This is a genomic window from Variovorax sp. Soil_C_39 (genome assembly GCF_057656815.1).
Window position 1 is genome coordinate 115248 of record NZ_JBDGJQ010000007.1, and the last position, 14741, is coordinate 129988.

General features: G+C 67.3%; 13 protein-coding genes. 5 read left to right on the forward strand and 8 right to left on the reverse strand.

Annotation, left to right across the window (positions count from 1 at the left end; genetic code table 11):
- Positions 1–28 precede the first annotated feature (28 nt).
- The 3 genes from AC3A6J_RS18895 to AC3A6J_RS18905 all read left to right on the forward strand — a co-directional run bounded on the left by AC3A6J_RS18895 (position 29) and on the right by AC3A6J_RS18905 (position 2964).
- Complete coding sequence (locus AC3A6J_RS18895; protein WP_487861514.1) at positions 29–1015, forward strand: tripartite tricarboxylate transporter substrate binding protein; 987 nt, start codon at positions 29–31, stop codon at positions 1013–1015.
- A gap of 8 nt (positions 1016–1023) precedes the next feature.
- Entirely contained in the window at positions 1024–1890 is an 867-nt protein-coding gene (locus AC3A6J_RS18900) for an isocitrate lyase/PEP mutase family protein (protein WP_487861515.1), read from the forward strand.
- A 63-nt stretch (positions 1891–1953) separates the two neighbouring features.
- On the forward strand, positions 1954–2964 hold the full coding sequence (locus AC3A6J_RS18905) for a Bug family tripartite tricarboxylate transporter substrate binding protein (RefSeq protein WP_487861516.1): 1011 nt from the start codon (positions 1954–1956) through the stop codon (positions 2962–2964).
- Between the two features lie 63 nt (positions 2965–3027).
- Here the strand turns inward: AC3A6J_RS18905 and AC3A6J_RS18910 are convergent, their stop codons facing one another.
- The 8 genes from AC3A6J_RS18910 to urtA all read right to left on the reverse strand — a co-directional run bounded on the left by AC3A6J_RS18910 (position 3028) and on the right by urtA (position 10146).
- On the reverse strand, positions 3028–3378 hold the full coding sequence (locus tag AC3A6J_RS18910; protein WP_487861517.1) for an alpha/beta hydrolase: 351 nt from the start codon (positions 3376–3378) through the stop codon (positions 3028–3030).
- 137 nt (positions 3379–3515) lie between these two features.
- Complete coding sequence (locus AC3A6J_RS18915; protein WP_487861518.1) at positions 3516–3860, reverse strand: zinc ribbon domain-containing protein; 345 nt, start codon at positions 3858–3860, stop codon at positions 3516–3518.
- A 13-nt stretch (positions 3861–3873) separates the two neighbouring features.
- Complete coding sequence (gene fmdA / locus AC3A6J_RS18920; RefSeq protein ID WP_487861519.1) at positions 3874–5106, reverse strand: formamidase; 1233 nt, start codon at positions 5104–5106, stop codon at positions 3874–3876.
- A 26-nt stretch (positions 5107–5132) separates the two neighbouring features.
- Complete coding sequence (gene urtE / locus AC3A6J_RS18925; RefSeq protein WP_487861657.1) at positions 5133–5822, reverse strand: urea ABC transporter ATP-binding subunit UrtE; 690 nt, start codon at positions 5820–5822, stop codon at positions 5133–5135.
- A gap of 15 nt (positions 5823–5837) precedes the next feature.
- Entirely contained in the window at positions 5838–6581 is a 744-nt protein-coding gene (gene urtD, locus AC3A6J_RS18930; RefSeq protein ID WP_487861520.1) for an urea ABC transporter ATP-binding protein UrtD, read from the reverse strand.
- 18 nt (positions 6582–6599) lie between these two features.
- The gene (gene urtC / locus AC3A6J_RS18935) at positions 6600–7790 is read right to left on the reverse strand and encodes an urea ABC transporter permease subunit UrtC (protein ID WP_487861521.1); all 1191 of its coding nucleotides are present in this window, start codon (positions 7788–7790) and stop codon (positions 6600–6602) included.
- A 28-nt stretch (positions 7791–7818) separates the two neighbouring features.
- Entirely contained in the window at positions 7819–8733 is a 915-nt protein-coding gene (gene urtB, locus AC3A6J_RS18940) for an urea ABC transporter permease subunit UrtB (RefSeq protein WP_487861522.1), read from the reverse strand.
- A 144-nt stretch (positions 8734–8877) separates the two neighbouring features.
- Positions 8878–10146, reverse strand: a complete 1269-nt coding sequence (urtA, locus tag AC3A6J_RS18945; RefSeq protein ID WP_487861523.1) for an urea ABC transporter substrate-binding protein — start codon at positions 10144–10146, stop codon at positions 8878–8880.
- A gap of 245 nt (positions 10147–10391) precedes the next feature.
- On the opposite strand from urtA, the gene AC3A6J_RS18950 reads away from it, so the two are divergent.
- Entirely contained in the window at positions 10392–13784 is a 3393-nt protein-coding gene (locus AC3A6J_RS18950) for a hybrid sensor histidine kinase/response regulator (RefSeq protein WP_487861524.1), read from the forward strand.
- On the forward strand, positions 13759–14661 hold the full coding sequence (locus tag AC3A6J_RS18955; RefSeq protein WP_487861525.1) for a response regulator: 903 nt from the start codon (positions 13759–13761) through the stop codon (positions 14659–14661). The genes AC3A6J_RS18950 and AC3A6J_RS18955 overlap by 26 nt, the downstream gene beginning before the upstream one ends.
- Positions 14662–14741 lie beyond the last annotated feature (80 nt).

Genomic DNA, 14741 nt, shown 5'->3' on the forward strand with positions numbered 1-14741 from the left:
AGAAGACACCACGGAGACACACGACGACATGACAAGCCAACGATCCAAGTCCTTCTGCACCACCCGGCGCGCCGCGCTGACCGCGCTCGCCGCCATGGCCGCGGCCCCCGGCGCCTGGGCCCAGGCGCCCGCGTTTCCCACCAAGGCCGTCACGCTCGTGGTGCCCTACTCGGCCGGCGGCGGCACCGACATCGTCGGCCGGGTCATGGCGCAGCGCCTCTCGGCGCTCTGGGGCCAGTCGGTGATGGTCGACAACCGCACCGGCGCCAACGGCGTGATCGGCTCGGCCACCGTCGCACGGGCGCCCGCCGACGGCCACACGCTGCTGCTGGTGGTCGGCTCGCATGCCGTGAACCCGGTGCTGATGAAGAACCTGCCCTACGACACCGATCGCGCGTTCACGCCGATCACCAACATCGCGAGTTCGCCCTCGGTGCTTGTGGTGCGTGCCAACGGGCCCTACAAGACGCTGCGCGACGTGCTCGACGCCGCACGCAAAGAGCCGCTCGGCGTGGGCTACTCCGAAGGCCAGACCCGGCTCACCGGCGAGCTGATCCGCCAGGCCGGCAAGCTGCAGACCACGGGCGTGCCGTACAAGGGCGGCGCGCCGATCATGGTCGACATCATCGGCGGCCACCTGCCAATGGGCGTGACGAGCGTGCTCACCGCCTTGCCGCACGTGCGCTCGGGCGCGCTGCGCGTGGTGGCGGTGGCCGACAACAAGCGCATGGCGCTCTTTCCCGACGCGATGACCTTCAAGGAAGCCGGCCTCGAGGGCGTCGAATCGCTGAGCTGGTACGGCCTCTTCGGTCCGGCCGGGCTGCCCGATCCGGTCGTGGCGCAGATCAACCGCGACCTGAAGAAGGTCGCGGCCGATCCGGCCGTGATGAAGCAGATGGAAGACCAGGGCGCGCACATGACGCTGACGCCGCCCGCCGAGTTCCGCAGCTTCCTTGCCGCCGAGACGCGCAAATGGACCGCGGTCGCGCAGCGCGGCGGCATCACGGCGGAGTGACCGGCAGCATGGCCAACCCCCTCCTCCGAGAGAAGCTCGATCGCGGCGAGTTCGTCGTCGCCCCGGGGCTGCAGGACATGATCGCCGCGACCATGGCGACCAAGGTCGGCTTCGACGTGGTCTACGGCTCGGGCTTCTGGCTCACGGCCTCGCACCTCGGGCTGCCCGACGCCGGCATCGCCACCTACACGCAGATGCTCGACCGCATGGCCACGCTGGTGCGCAGCAGCGGCGGCGCGGCGGTCATCGCCGACGCCGACACCGGCTACGGCGGCCTGCTCAACGTGCACCACACGGTGCGCGGCTACGAAGCCGCCGGCGTCACCGCAATCCAGCTCGAGGACCAGGTGTTTCCAAAGAAGTGCGGTCACACGCCCAACAAGCGCTGCGTGCCGGTGCAGGAGATGGTCGACAAGATCCGCGTGGCGGTCGAAGCGCGTGAGGACAAGAAGAACTTCCTCATCGTCGCGCGCACCGACGCGCGGGCCGAACTCGGCGTGGACGAAGCGCTGCGCCGGCTCGAGGCCTATGCGCGCGCGGGCGCCGACATCCTGTTCTTCGAGGCGCCGCAGTCGGAAGACGAGATGCGCCGCGCCTGCGAGGCCTTCGACACGCCGATGCTCGCCAACATGGCCGATGGCGGCAAGACGCCCGTGCTGCCCGCCGAAACGCTGCGCCAGATCGGGTTCGCGCTCGCGATCTACCCTTCGATGACCAGCCTGGCGGCCGCCGCCGCGATGGCGCGCGCGCTGCAGCACCTGAAGGCCCACGGCACGAGCCAGGCGCCGGACACCGCGCTGTTCGACTTCGACGAGTTCTGCCGCCGCATCGGCTTCGAGGACGTGTGGGAATTCGACAGGCGGTGGGCGCGCTGAGCCGGCCGATCGCGCGAAGACAAAGAAGCAAGCGGACAGACCAACAAACAAGGAGACAGACAGATGACCATCCCGCAGAACCACACGGGCTCCACCCGCCGCCGATCGCTGGCACGGCTTTGCGCCGTTGCGCTCACCGCCGCGGTCGCGGCCACGGGCGCCGCCGCGCAACAGGACTATCCGAGCAAGCCGATCCGGCTCGTCGTGCCCTTCACGCCCGGCGGCGTGACCGACACCGGTGCGCGCGTGGTGGCCGAGAAGCTCGGTGCGCGCCTGGGCCAGACCGTGGTGGTCGACAACCGCCCCGGCGCGTCGGGCAACATCGGCACCCAGATGGTCGCCGAGGCCGCGCCCGACGGCTACACGCTGCTGCTCGGCTTCGACGGCACGCTGGTCATCAATCCGCATGTGTTCTCGAAGATCCCCTTCGACACCGTGCGCGACTTCGCGCCGGTCAGCAAGATCGGCGACGCCGTGCTGATCATCGTCGTGCACCCGTCGGTGCCGCCCAAGACCTTCGGCGAGCTCGTGGCCTATTCGAAGACCCATCCGGGCGGCGTCTCGTACGGCAGCGCCGGCACCGGCAGCACGCCGCACCTCGCGGGCGAACTGTTGAAGCTGCGCACCGGCGCGAACTTCGTGCACGTGCCCTACAAGGGCGGCGGCCAGTCGCTGACCGACGTGGTGGGCGGCACGCTGCCGATGCTCTACACGGCTGTGGCCGGCGCCTACCCGTTCGTGCAGCGCGGGCAGGTCCGCGCGATCGCGGTGTCGAGCAAGGAACGCCTCGCCTCCCTGCCCGATGTGCCCACGGTGGCCGAGTCGGGCGTGCCGGGCTTCGAATCGAGTTCGTGGATCGGCGTGCTCGCGCCGAAGAAGACGCCCCAGGCCATCGTCGACCGGCTGCAGCGCGAACTTCATGCGGTGGTCCATTCGCCCGAGGTGAAGGAGCGGCTCGCGTCGCTCGGCATCACCGCCTCGGGCAACACGCCCGCTGTGTTCACGCAAGAGATCCAGGCCGACCTCAAGAAGTACGCCGAGATCGTGAAGAACGCCCAGGTCAAGGTCGACTGAACGACAAACGCCCTCCGGCCGGAGGGCTGGAGGGCGTTGTTCGCGGGCGACCGCGCGAGTGGCTTACAGGCCGGCCTGGCGCGTCAACGACACGCTGGGCTTCTTGTACGCTTGCGGCACTTCGTCGCGGAAGAACGCGCGGCGGTCGAGGCTCGCGAGCGGGTCGTGCGCTTTGGCGACGGCTTCGGCCTGGACCACCGAACGGTCGGCGGTCGAGTTGAAGCGCTGCGCACCGGCGCTGGCGGCTTCACCGTATTCGTTGCCGGCACGCGCCGCGGCCACGGCCTGCGATGCGACTTCGGCACGCGACAGGGTGGAGTTCACGGTGTGCACGCCGTCATAGGTTTCTGCATGTGCACCGGCAGCAGCCAGGAGCGAGAGGGCAGCAGCGGCGAGGACTTTCGAGGCATTCATTCAATCTCCTTCAATGGGTTGGTCGATGGAATGAAGTTTGAACCTGAAGGCCTCCAAAAAACCTCGGCGAAAAGAATCGCGGCGTTCACGGGATCGAAACAATCGCGCGCTGCGGCCGCTGCTGCTTCAGCAGCAGCTCAGTGCGAAATCATCCAGGGCCGCTTGGCCGGCGCCGACTTGGCGCCGTTCGGTGCGACCACCGTCGCGCTGCGCCGGGAGGCCCCGGAACAGCAGCCGCAGCCCGCCGGGTGCTTGAAGCGCGCGTAGTCGCGCGAGCTGCCCGGCTCGTGCCGCGCGCGCTCGTTGGTGGCCATTGCATGGCGCGCGTCGGCCCCCATCAGCGCCAGCCGCGGCGCGGCGGAGAGCACGCGCGGCGAGGCGTCGCCGCAGGCGGGACAGCAGGCCGGGTCGTCGCGCAGCGCCGAGGGGCGCAGCGCCTCGAAGCCACCGCACTGCGCGCAGGCGTAGTCGTAGGTCGGCATGGTCGCGTCGTCCTCAGCGCAGGTCGTGCGAGAGCGGCATCTGGATGCTGCCGTCGATCGCCTTCATTGGCCCGGCGGCGCTCGGGTTGATGTCGAAGTCGAAGATGCCCGTGGGCAGCCAGAGCGTGGCGCACGAGTTGGGCACGTCGACCACGCCGCTGATGTGGCCCTGCACCGGCGCGGTGCCGAGGATCGAGTAGGCCTGTGCGCCCGAGTAGCCGAACTTCTTCAGGTACTCGATGGCGTTGAGGCAGGCCTGCCGGTAGGCCACGTTCACGTCGAGGTAGTGCTGCTTGCCGCTCTCGTCGACCGAGATGCCCTCGAAGATCAGGTAGTCGTTGTACTGCGGCGTGATCGGGCTCGGCTTGAAGATCGGGTTCTTGATGCCGTACTTCGCCATGCCGCCCTTGATGAGCGTGACCTTCATGTGCACCCAGCCCGCCATCTCGATCGCGCCGCAGAAAGTTATCTCGCCGTCGCCCTGGCTGAAGTGAAGGTCGCCCACGCTGAGGCCTGCACCGTCAACGTAGACGGGAAAGAACACCTTCGCGCCCCGCGAGAGGTCCTTGATGTCGCAGTTGCCGCCATGCTCGCGCGGCGGCACGGTGCGCGCGCCTTCGGCCGCGGCCTTGGCGCGCGCTTCACCGGTCATCTTCCCCATGTGCGCGGTGCCCGCGAACGGCGGGTTCGCAAGGCCGGGCACGCGGTCCGGATCGGTGGCGATGAGCGCGTTCTCGCGCTCGTTCCACATGTCGAGCATGGGCTTGTCGGGCAGGCAGCCGATGAGGCCGGGGTGGATCAGGCCCGCGAAGTTCACGCCCGGGATGTGGCGCGAACTCGTGAACATGCCCTTGAAATCCCAGATCGATTTCTGCGCTTCGGGAAAGTGATCGGTCAGGAAGCCGCCGCCGTTCTTCTTCGAGAAGAAGCCGTTGAAGCCCCAGAGGCTGTCGGGCTTGGCGCCGATGTCGAGCAGGTCGACCACCAGCAGGTCGCCGGGCTCGGCGCCCTTCACGCCCACCGGGCCCGAGAGGTAGTGCACCGTGCTCAGGTCGATGTCGCGCACGTCGTCGGCGCTGTCGTTGTTCTTGATGAAGCCGCCGGTCCAGTCGAAGGTCTCCAGGATGAAGTCATCGCCCGGATTCACCCAGCATGCCATCGGGATGTCGGGATGCCAGCGGTTGTGGATCATCTCGTTTTCGGTGGGCGGCTTGGTCAGGTCGACCTTGATCAGCGTGTCCGTCATGTGCAGTGGCTCCTGGTTGGTGGTGGTTAAACGGAGAGATAGGCCTTGATGCGGTCGACGTCGGTCTTGTCGCGCGCGGTCTCGTGCACGAGGCGGCCGCCCTCGATGACGAACAGGCGGTCGGCCACGTCCATGGCAAAGCTCAGCACCTGCTCGGAGACGACGATCGTGATGCCGCGCAGCTTGCGGATCTCGTTGAGCGCCTTCGCGATGTCCTTGATGATCGAAGGCTGGATGCCTTCGGTGGGCTCGTCGAGCAGCAGCACCTTGGGATCGGTGACCAGCGCGCGCGCAATGGCAAGCTGCTGCTGCTGGCCGCCGGAAAGGTTGCCACCCTTGCGGCGCTTCATGTCCCACAGCACGGGGAACAGCGCGTAGATTTCATCGGGGATGCGCCGGGTCTTCGAGTTCTCCAGACCGGTCTGGATGTTCTCTTCGACCGTCAGCGTCGGGAAGATCATCCGCCCCTGCGGCACGTAGGCGATGCCCTTGGCCACGCGCCTGAAGCTCTCGTCGCGCGACACGTCCTGCCCCGCCACTTCGATGCGCCCGCTCTTCAGCGGCAGGATGCCCATGAGGCTCTTGAACAACGTGGTCTTGCCCATTCCGTTGCGGCCCATGATGGCGATGGTTTCGTTCGCATGGCCTTCGAACGAGAGGCCGTGCAGCGCCTCGCTCTGCCCGTAGGCGACGTGCAGGTCTTCGACCTTCAGCATGATGGTGCTCATGGTTCAGTGCCCCAGGTAGACGTCGATGACTTTCGGGTCGGCCTGCACCTTCTCCATCGGCCCTTCGGCGAGGATCTTTCCCTGGTGCATGACGGTGACCTTGTGCGCGATCTGCTTCACGAAGGCCATGTCGTGCTCGATGACGATCACGGCGCGGTTCTGGCAGATGCGCTTGAGCAGGTCGGCCGTGAGCTCGCGCTCCCGCGCGCTCATGCCGGCGATCGGCTCGTCGAGCATCAGCAGTTCGGGCTCCTGCATCAGCAGCATGCCGATCTCGAGCCACTGCTTCTGACCATGGCTCAAGAGGCCCGCCTCGGTGCGCAGCTTGTCGGCCAGACCGATGTCTTCGGCCACCGCCTGCACCTTCGACTTCACCTCGTCGTCGCACTTGAAAGCCAGTGCGCCGAACACCGAGCGGCCTTTCGGAAACGACACCTCCAGGTTCTGGAACACGCTGAGGTTCTCGTAGATCGAAGGCGTCTGGAACTTGCGCCCGATGCCCAGCCGCACTCGCTTGTGCTCCGCCATCCTGGTGAGCTCGGTGTTCTTGAACTTGATGCTGCCCGCGCTCGCGCGCGTCTTGCCACAGATCAGGTCGAGCAGCGTCGTCTTGCCGGCGCCGTTCGGGCCGATGATCACGCGCAGCTCGTTGCGATCTATGTAGAGCGTCAGGTCGTCGATGGCCTTGAAGCCGTCGAAGGACACGCTCAGGTCTTCCACCGCGAGGGCGAAGTCGGTATTGCTCATGGTGCGGTGCTCCGGGGTTCAGGCGCGCTGGCTGCCGACGCCGTCGGGCAGCTGCGGGTCGGGCGTGGCGGTCGGCGTGGTGGCGGCAGGCACGGCGGCAGGCGGCTTCACCGCAGCATCGCGCAGCGCCTGGCGGCGCTCCTTCCACCACGGCCGGATCTTCTCGTCCCACAGCCCCGCAAGCCCCATCGGGAACGCCATGGTCACGCCGATGAAGAGCCCCGCCATCAGGAAGAGCCAAAGGTCCGGGAAACTTTCGGAGAACAGCGTCTTGCCGGCATTCACCAGCAGCGCGCCGTATACCGCGCCCACCAGGCTCATGCGGCCGCCCACGGCGCAGAAGATCACCATCTCGATCGAGGGCACGATGCCCACGAAACTCGGCGACATGAAGCCTACCTGCAGCGCGAACAGCGCGCCGCCGATGCCCGACAACCCCGCCGCCAGGCAGAAGGTGAAGACCTTGAAGTTCGACACGTCGTAGCCCGAGAAACGCACGCGGTCTTCCTTGTCGCGCATCGCGAGCAGCAGCGTGCCAAGCTTGCTGGTCTGGATCCAGCGGCACAGCACGATGCTCGCCACCAGCAGCCCGACGCAGACGTAGTAGAGGATGTATTTCGCGCTGTCGGTGCGCGTGTCCCACCCCAGCAGCGTCTTCAGGTCCGTCATGCCGTTCACGCCGCCGGTGTAGCCCTGCTGGCCGATGATGAGCACGGTGAGGATCAGCGCCACCGCCTGCGTGATGATCGCGAAGTACACGCCGCCCACGCGCCGCTTGAACATCGCGAAGCTCACGAGCCAGGCCAGCGCCATCGGCGCCAGCACCACCAGCGCCAGGCTCAGCGGCAGACTCTTGAATGGCAGCCACAGCAAAGGCAGCTCGGTGATCTGGTTCCAGTCCATGAAGTCGGGAATGCCCGGCGTCGACTGGATCTTGGTCGTGACGGGGTCGGAGGCTTCGAGCTTGAGGAACATCGCCATCGCATAGCCGCCGATGCCGAAGAACACGCCCTGCCCCAGGCTCAGCACGCCGCCGTAGCCCCACACCATCACCAGGCCAACCGCGACGAAGGCGTAGGTCAGGTACTTGCCCACGAGGTTGAGCCGGAAGATGTCGAGCGTGAGCGGCAGCACCACCGCGAGCAGCAGCACCAGCAGCAGGAGGCTGCCGAGCTGGTAGCGCCGGACCGAGGCCTTGAGGATATTCATCGAGAGGTTCTCCGGGAAGAAGCGGGGATCAGCGACGGACCTTGACGGCGAAGAGCCCTTGCGGCCGCATCATCAGGATGAGCACGATCAGCGACAGCGTCAGCACCTTGGCCATCGAGCCGGTCATGAAGAACTCCGAGATCGACTGCGTCTGCGCAATGCCGAAGGCCGAGACGACCGTGCCCAGCAAGCTGGCGGCACCGCCGAAGGTGACGACCAGGAAGGCATCGACGATGTAGAGCGACCCCGAGGTCGGCCCGGTCGAGCCGATGGTGGTGAAGGCCGCGCCGGCCACGCCGGCCACGCCGCAGCCGATCGCGAAGGTCAGGCGGTCGGTCCGGCGGGTGTCGATGCCGGTGGCGTTGGCCATCGTGCGGTTGGCCACCGTCGCGCGCACGCGCAGGCCCCAGCGGCTCCGGTGCAGCGCGAGCAGCACGCCGCCCGTGACCAGCCCGGTGAGCGCCAGCACGAACAGGCCGTTGATCGGAATGTCGAGCCCCTCGTGCGGCGTCCACGAACCCATCAGCCAGTCGGGCAGCGTCGGGCTCACCTCCTTCGGCCCGATGAAGGTGCGGAAGATCTGCTGCAGCCCCAGGCTCACGCCCCAGGTGGCCAGCAGCGTGTCGAGCGGCCGCTTGTACAGGTGCCGGATCAGCGCCCACTCCACCAGCCATCCGGCGATGAAGGCGAACACGAAGGCCAGCCCGATCGCGATCGGGAAGTAGTACGGCATGAAGGCCGGCGAGAGCCGCTCGGTCAGCTGCGCGGCCAAAAAGACCGAATAGGCGCCGATGGTCATGAACTCGCCATGCGCCATGTTGATGACGCCCATCTGGCCGAAGATGATCGCGAGCCCGAGACCCATGAGCAGCAGCACCGCGAAGAGGCTCAGCCCCGCGAAGCCCTGCATCAGGCCGATGTTCCACATGTCCGACAGCGTCATGGCACGGTGTTCCGGTGTTGAGGTATTGGCTCCTTCCCCCTCTGGGGGAAGGTTGGGATGGGGGCAGACAGAGCGTGACCAGTGGTGGCGCCGCTTGCCCCCACCCCTGCCCTCCCCCCAAGGGGAAGGGAGAAAGGCAAAGACTTACTGGTAGCCCTTCGGGAACGGATCGGGCCTGATCAGCTCGGCCGACTCGGCAACCACCTTGAACGAGCCGTCCGGCAGCCCTTGCCCGATGCGCGCCTTGCTCCACAGGTGGTGGTTCGCGTCGAGCTTCACGTAGCCCTCGGGCGCGGATTTCAGCTCGATGCCCGGCGAACCCGCGACCACCTTGTCGACGTCGAAGCTGCCGGCCTTCTCGACCGCCGCCTTCCACAGCCACGGGCCGAGGTAGCCCGCCTGGGTGACGTCGCCGATCACCGCGTCCTTTCCATACTTGGCCTTGAAGGCCGCGACGAACTTCTTGTTGTTCTCGTTGTCGAGCGACTGAAAGTACTTCATCGACGAATAGAAGCCCGCGAAGTTCTCGCCACCCACGCCGGTCATTTCGTCCTCGGTCACGGCCAGCGTCAACAGGAACTGCTTGTCGCCCGTGATGCCCGCGGCCTTGAGCTGCTTGTAGAACGCGACGTTCGAGCCGCCCACCACCGCCGCGAAGATGCAGTCGGGCTTGGCGACCTTGATCTTGTTGATCAGCGAGTTGAAGTTGGTGTGACCCAGCGGGTAGTACTCCTCGCCCTTGACGGAGCCCTTCTGGAAGTTCTCGATGTGCTTGCGCGCGATCTTCATCGAGGTGCGCGGCCAGATGTAGTCGGAGCCGACCAGGAAGAAGGTCTTGGCCTTCTTCTCCTTGGCGCCCCAGTCCAGGCCCCAGATGATCTGCTGCGTGGCTTCCTGGCCCGTGTAGATCACGTTCTTGCTCTGCTCCAGGCCCTCGTAGAAGGTCGGGTAGTACAAGAGGCCGTTCTCCTTCTCGAACACCGGCAGCACCGCCTTGCGCGAGGCGCTGGTCCAGCAGCCGAACACGGCCGCGACCTTGTCGTTGACCAGCAGCTTCTTCGACTTCTCGGCGAAGGTGGGCCAGTCGGAGGCACCGTCTTCCTTGATGACCTTGATCTTGCGGCCCAGGATGCCGCCCATCGCGTTGATCTGGTCGATCGCAAGCTGCTCGGCCTGGATCGATCCGGTTTCGGAGATCGCCATCGTGCCGGTGGACGAATGCAGCTGGCCCACCGTCACTTCCGTGTCGGTCACCGCGAGCTTGGTGGTGTTGACCTTGGCCGTGGGGAACTGCCCCTGGCCGAAGCTCAGGCCGCTCAGGCCCATCACGGGCAGCGCGGCGGCGCCCTGCAACAAGCGACGGCGGCGCAGTGCCATGGCATCGAGAGAGGAAGGGTCGGAATCACGCGACATCAGGAACTCCAGGCAGGTTGAAAGAAGGGAGAGCCGCGCACCATCGAAGTGCATCGGACGGTGCCGCTAGCACCATGGCTGGTACTTTAGAAATCACTTGCCTCTGCGCGAATACGTCATTCAACGTAGCGGCGGTGCCCCGCCCCACCCGCAGACTCCCGAGCCAGACAACGCAGGAGACCGCAGGGAGCGCTTCTTGCTGTACCTGCCGCATGCCACCGTTGCCGCCGCCGCGAGAACCCGCCATGACATCCGTCTCCGGACAGAAGATCTTCCGCATCCGCCGCGACTACAACGCCTGGGTCGCGAACGAAACGCTGGAGGACTACGCGCTGCGCTACACGCCGCGCAGCTTCCGCAAGTGGTCGGAGTTCCGCGTCGCCAATGCGGCCTTCGGCGCCACCTCGTTCCTGGCGCTGGAGGCCATCGGCGGCGCCATCGCGTTGAGCTACGGTTTTTCGAACGCACTGTGGGCGATCCTGGTGGTGGGGCTCATCACCTTTCTCACGGGTCTGCCCATCTCCTACTACGCCGCACGCCATGGCGTCGACATGGACCTGCTCACACGCGGCGCGGGCTTCGGCTACCTGGGCTCCACGCTCACCTCGCTGATCTACGCGAGCTTCACCTTCATCTTCTTCGCGCTCGAGGCCGCCATCCTCTCGCTGGCGCTGCAGATGTACCTCGACTGGCCGCTGTGGCTGCTGTACCTCGTTTCCTCGATCGTGATCATTCCGCTGGTGGCGCGCGGCATCACGCTCATCTCGGGACTGCAGCTGTGGACGCAGCCGATCTGGATCGTTCTGTTCGTCTGCCCCTTCATCGCGGTGTTGGTGAAGAAGCCCGAGCTGTATGCCGACTTCACCGGGCTCGTAGGCCGCACCTCCGACAGCAGCGACTTCGATCCGCTGATGTTCGGCGCGGCGGCCACGGTGGCTTTCTCGCTCGTGGTGCAGATCGGCGAGCAGGTCGACTACCTGCGCTTTCTGCCCGAGAAGACCGCCGCCAACCGCGGGCGCTGGTGGGCCGCGGTGCTGATCGCCGGGCCGGGCTGGATCGTGCCGGGCATGCTGAAGATGATGGGCGGCGCGTTCCTGGCGTTCCTCGCGCTGCAGCACGAGATTGCGGCCAAGCATGCGATCGAGCCGACGCAGATGTACCTCACGGGCTTTTCGTACGTGCTGCGCGACCCGGCCTGGGTGCTGGGCATCACGGTGCTGTTCGTCGTCGTCTCGCAGATGAAGATCAACCTCACCAATGCCTATGCGGGCTCGCTGGCGTGGTCGAACTTCTTCGCGCGCCTCACGCACAGCCATCCGGGGCGCGTGGTGTGGCTGGTGTTCAACGTGGCCATCGCGATCCTGCTGATGGCGCTGGGCGTGTTCGCCGCGCTGGAGCACGTGCTGGGCTTCTACAGCAACATCGCCATCGCCTGGGTCGGCGCACTGGTGGCCGACCTGGTCATCAACAAGCCGCTGGGCTGGAGCCCGAAGACCATCGAGTTCAAGCGCGCGCACCTGTACGACATCAACCCAGTCGGCCTCGTCGCGATGCTGGTGGCTGCGGCGCTGGCGATGCTGGCCTACTCGGGCGCGCTCGGCCAGTGGGCGCGGGCCTTCTCGCCGTTCATCGCACTCGCCACGGCGATGGCCGTGTCGCCGCTGCTGGCCTGGAAGACACGCGGGCGCTACTACCTGGCGCGTACCGACATCGATCGCTGGACGCCGGGCCAGAGCGTGAAGTGCTCGGTGTGCGACAACAGCTTCGAGTCGGAAGACATGGCCCATTGCCCGGCCTACAGCGCGCCGATCTGCTCGCTGTGCTGCACCTTGGAGTCGCGCTGCCACGATCGCTGCAAGACCGACTCGCGCGCGGCCGAGCAGATGAGCGGCTGGCTGCAGGCGCTGCTGCCGCCGGCGCTGTCGGCGCGGCTCAACTTTCGCGTCGCGCACTACCTGCTGGTCGCCACCTCGCTGGTTGCGCTGCTCGCCACGGTGGTGGGCGTGGTCTACGCACAGGAGGCCATCGCCGGCACCGTCGATCCGGCGATGGCGACGGCCTTTCTCAAGGTCTTCGCGCTGCTCTCGGTGATCGCCGCCGTGGCCGCGTGGTGGGTGGTGCTGGGCAGCGAGAGCCGGCAGATGGCGCAAGAGGAATCGAACCGCCACAACAACCTGCTCGCGCTCGAAATCGAAGCGCACCGCCGCACCGATGCGGCGCTGCAGACCGCCAAGGAAGCCGCCGAGGCCGCCAACCAGGCCAAGACGCGCTACGTGGCGGGCATGACGCACGAGCTGCGCACGCCGCTCAACAGCATCCTGGGTTACTCGCAGATCCTGCTCAAGGGCGGCGAGGCGGCCTTGCCGCCGCGCGAGGCGGTGCAGACCATCCACCGCAGCGGCGAGCACATGCTGGGCCTCATCGACGGCCTGCTCGATCTGGCACGCATCGAGGCAGGGCGGCTGCAACTGGAGCCCTCGGCGCTCGCGCTGCCGGCCTTTCTCGACCAGGTGGTGCAGATGGTGCGGCCGCAGGCCGAGGCCAAGGGCCTCGCGTTCGTCTACACGCATTCCGGGCGGCTGCCGCCGTGGGTGCATGCCGACGTGAAGTGGTTGAGGCAGATTCTCATCAACCTGCTGACCAACGCCGTTCGCTTCACCGACAGCGGCACCGTCACGCTGCATGTCGATGCGCGGCGCGAGGTGCTGCGCTTCGACGTGGTCGACACCGGCATCGGCGTGGCGCCGCAAGACCACCAGCGCATCTTCCTGCCCTTCGAGCGCGGCGCCGCGGGGCGCCGGCGGGGCGAGCCGGGTACCGGGCTGGGCCTGACGATCACCGGGCTGCTCACTTCGCTCATGGGCGGCGAGCTCAAGCTGGCGGCCACCTCGTCGGCGGGCAGCACCTTCAGCGTGCGCGTGTACCTGCGTGAGGTTTCTGACCCCGGCCCGCAGGCCGGCTCGCGCCTGCCGGTGTCGGGCTACCTGGGCGAGCGCCGCACGCTGCTGGTGGTGGACGACCAGCCGGTGCAGCGCCAGATGCTCGCCGGCATGCTCGCGCCGCTGGGCTTCACGGTGCGCGAGGCGGCCAGCGGCACCGAGTGCCTCGACAGCCTGCGCGAAGAGCTGCCCTCGGCCATCCTGCTCGACCTGACGATGGACGACATGGACGGCTGGCAGACCGCGCGCTCGGTGCGAGCCTCGGGCTTCACCGAGCTGCCGATCATCATCGTCTCGGCGAACATGTTCGAGAACCAGGCCGACCGGCTGCGCGCCGCGGGCTGCCAGGCTTTCGTGGGCAAGCCGGTGATCGAGTCGGAACTCATCGCCACGCTGGAGCGGCACCTCGGCCTCGAATGGCTGGCGACGGGCGATGCCATGCCGCCGTCGGCCGACCCCGACACGGCGCCGGCACGCCCGCCCCTGCTCGTGTTCGGCGAAGACGACCGCGCCGATTTGATGCGCCTGGTGCAGATGGGCCATGTGCGCGGCCTGCACACCGCGCTCGATCGGCTGGCCGCGGCCTCGCCCGATGCGGCCGCCACCTGCACCTGGCTGCGCGGCATGGTCACGCGCTTTGAACTCGACACGCTCCGCAACGCACTGGCAGAAGATGCAGACACCCTCGCCTCCTCCTGACACCTTGTCCGAACGCCCCGTCGTGCTGGTGGTCGACGACGCCCCCAGCAGCCTGGGCATGCTGTGCGACACGTTCGAGGCCAGCGGCTACACCGTGCTGGTGGCCGCCGACGGCGAGTCCGCCCTGCAGCGGCTCGAGCTGGTGGTTCCCGACGCGATCTTGCTCGACGGCCTCATGCCCGGCCTCTCGGGTTTCGAGACCTGCCGGCGCATCAAGGCCAATGCGGCGCTCGCGCACATTCCGGTGCTGTTCATGACGGGGCTGTCGGAAACCGCGCACGTCGTCGAAGGCTTCGAGTGCGGCGGCGTCGACTACGTGGTGAAGCCGATCCGCGCGCAGGAAGTGCTGGCGCGCCTGCACACACACACGCGCAACGCCCGCATCACGCGCATGGCGCGCGACGCGGTCGACGTGGCGGGCATGGGCGTGGTGTTCGTCGACACGCGCGGGCGCATCGCCTGGCGCTCGCCGCAGGCCGCGCTGTGGCTGCATGCGCTCGAAGACCCGGTGGCGCCGGGCCGCCTGCCTGCGTCGGTCGAGCCCGCGTTGGCGCCGGGAGCCTCGATCGCCATCGGTACCGCCACGGCCATGCGCCTGTCGGTGCGCAACCTGGGCGCGGCGGCGCTCGGCGAGACCATGCTGCTGTTCGCCATCCAGCGCGAAGGCCCGGCCACGCGCCTGGCCGAAGCAGCCCTCACGCCACGCGAGACCGAGGTGCTGTCGTGGCTCGCCAAGGGCAAGACCAACCGCGACATCGGCGAGATCCTCGGCACCAGCCCGAGAACGGTCAACAAGCACCTCGAGCACATCTTCGAGAAGCTCGGGGTGGAAACCCGCGCGGCCGCCGCGGCGCTTGCAAGCGGACACCTCGCCTGACCGATTGGCAACAACCTCGGTGAATACCCCGAGGCCGGTGAGGGGTGATTGACAGCCTCGCTTCCTAAGATGGGCCGAGC

Excerpts from the sequence above, each read along its gene's own strand:
- AC3A6J_RS18895 (WP_487861514.1), top strand. The coding sequence starts at position 29 with ATGACAAGCCAACGATCCAAGTCCTTCTGCACCACCCGGCGCGCCGCG.
- AC3A6J_RS18900 (WP_487861515.1), top strand. The coding sequence starts at position 1,024 with ATGGCCAACCCCCTCCTCCGAGAGAAGCTCGATCGCGGCGAGTTCGTC.
- AC3A6J_RS18905 (WP_487861516.1), top strand. The coding sequence starts at position 1,954 with ATGACCATCCCGCAGAACCACACGGGCTCCACCCGCCGCCGATCGCTG.
- AC3A6J_RS18910 (WP_487861517.1), bottom strand. The coding sequence starts at position 3,378 with ATGAATGCCTCGAAAGTCCTCGCCGCTGCTGCCCTCTCGCTCCTGGCT.
- AC3A6J_RS18915 (WP_487861518.1), bottom strand. The coding sequence starts at position 3,860 with ATGCCGACCTACGACTACGCCTGCGCGCAGTGCGGTGGCTTCGAGGCG.
- fmdA (WP_487861519.1), bottom strand. The coding sequence starts at position 5,106 with ATGACGGACACGCTGATCAAGGTCGACCTGACCAAGCCGCCCACCGAA.
- urtE (WP_487861657.1), bottom strand. The coding sequence starts at position 5,822 with ATGCTGAAGGTCGAAGACCTGCACGTCGCCTACGGGCAGAGCGAGGCG.
- urtD (WP_487861520.1), bottom strand. The coding sequence starts at position 6,581 with ATGAGCAATACCGACTTCGCCCTCGCGGTGGAAGACCTGAGCGTGTCC.
- urtC (WP_487861521.1), bottom strand. The coding sequence starts at position 7,790 with ATGAATATCCTCAAGGCCTCGGTCCGGCGCTACCAGCTCGGCAGCCTC.
- urtB (WP_487861522.1), bottom strand. The coding sequence starts at position 8,733 with ATGACGCTGTCGGACATGTGGAACATCGGCCTGATGCAGGGCTTCGCG.
- urtA (WP_487861523.1), bottom strand. The coding sequence starts at position 10,146 with ATGTCGCGTGATTCCGACCCTTCCTCTCTCGATGCCATGGCACTGCGC.
- AC3A6J_RS18950 (WP_487861524.1), top strand. The coding sequence starts at position 10,392 with ATGACATCCGTCTCCGGACAGAAGATCTTCCGCATCCGCCGCGACTAC.
- AC3A6J_RS18955 (WP_487861525.1), top strand. The coding sequence starts at position 13,759 with ATGCAGACACCCTCGCCTCCTCCTGACACCTTGTCCGAACGCCCCGTC.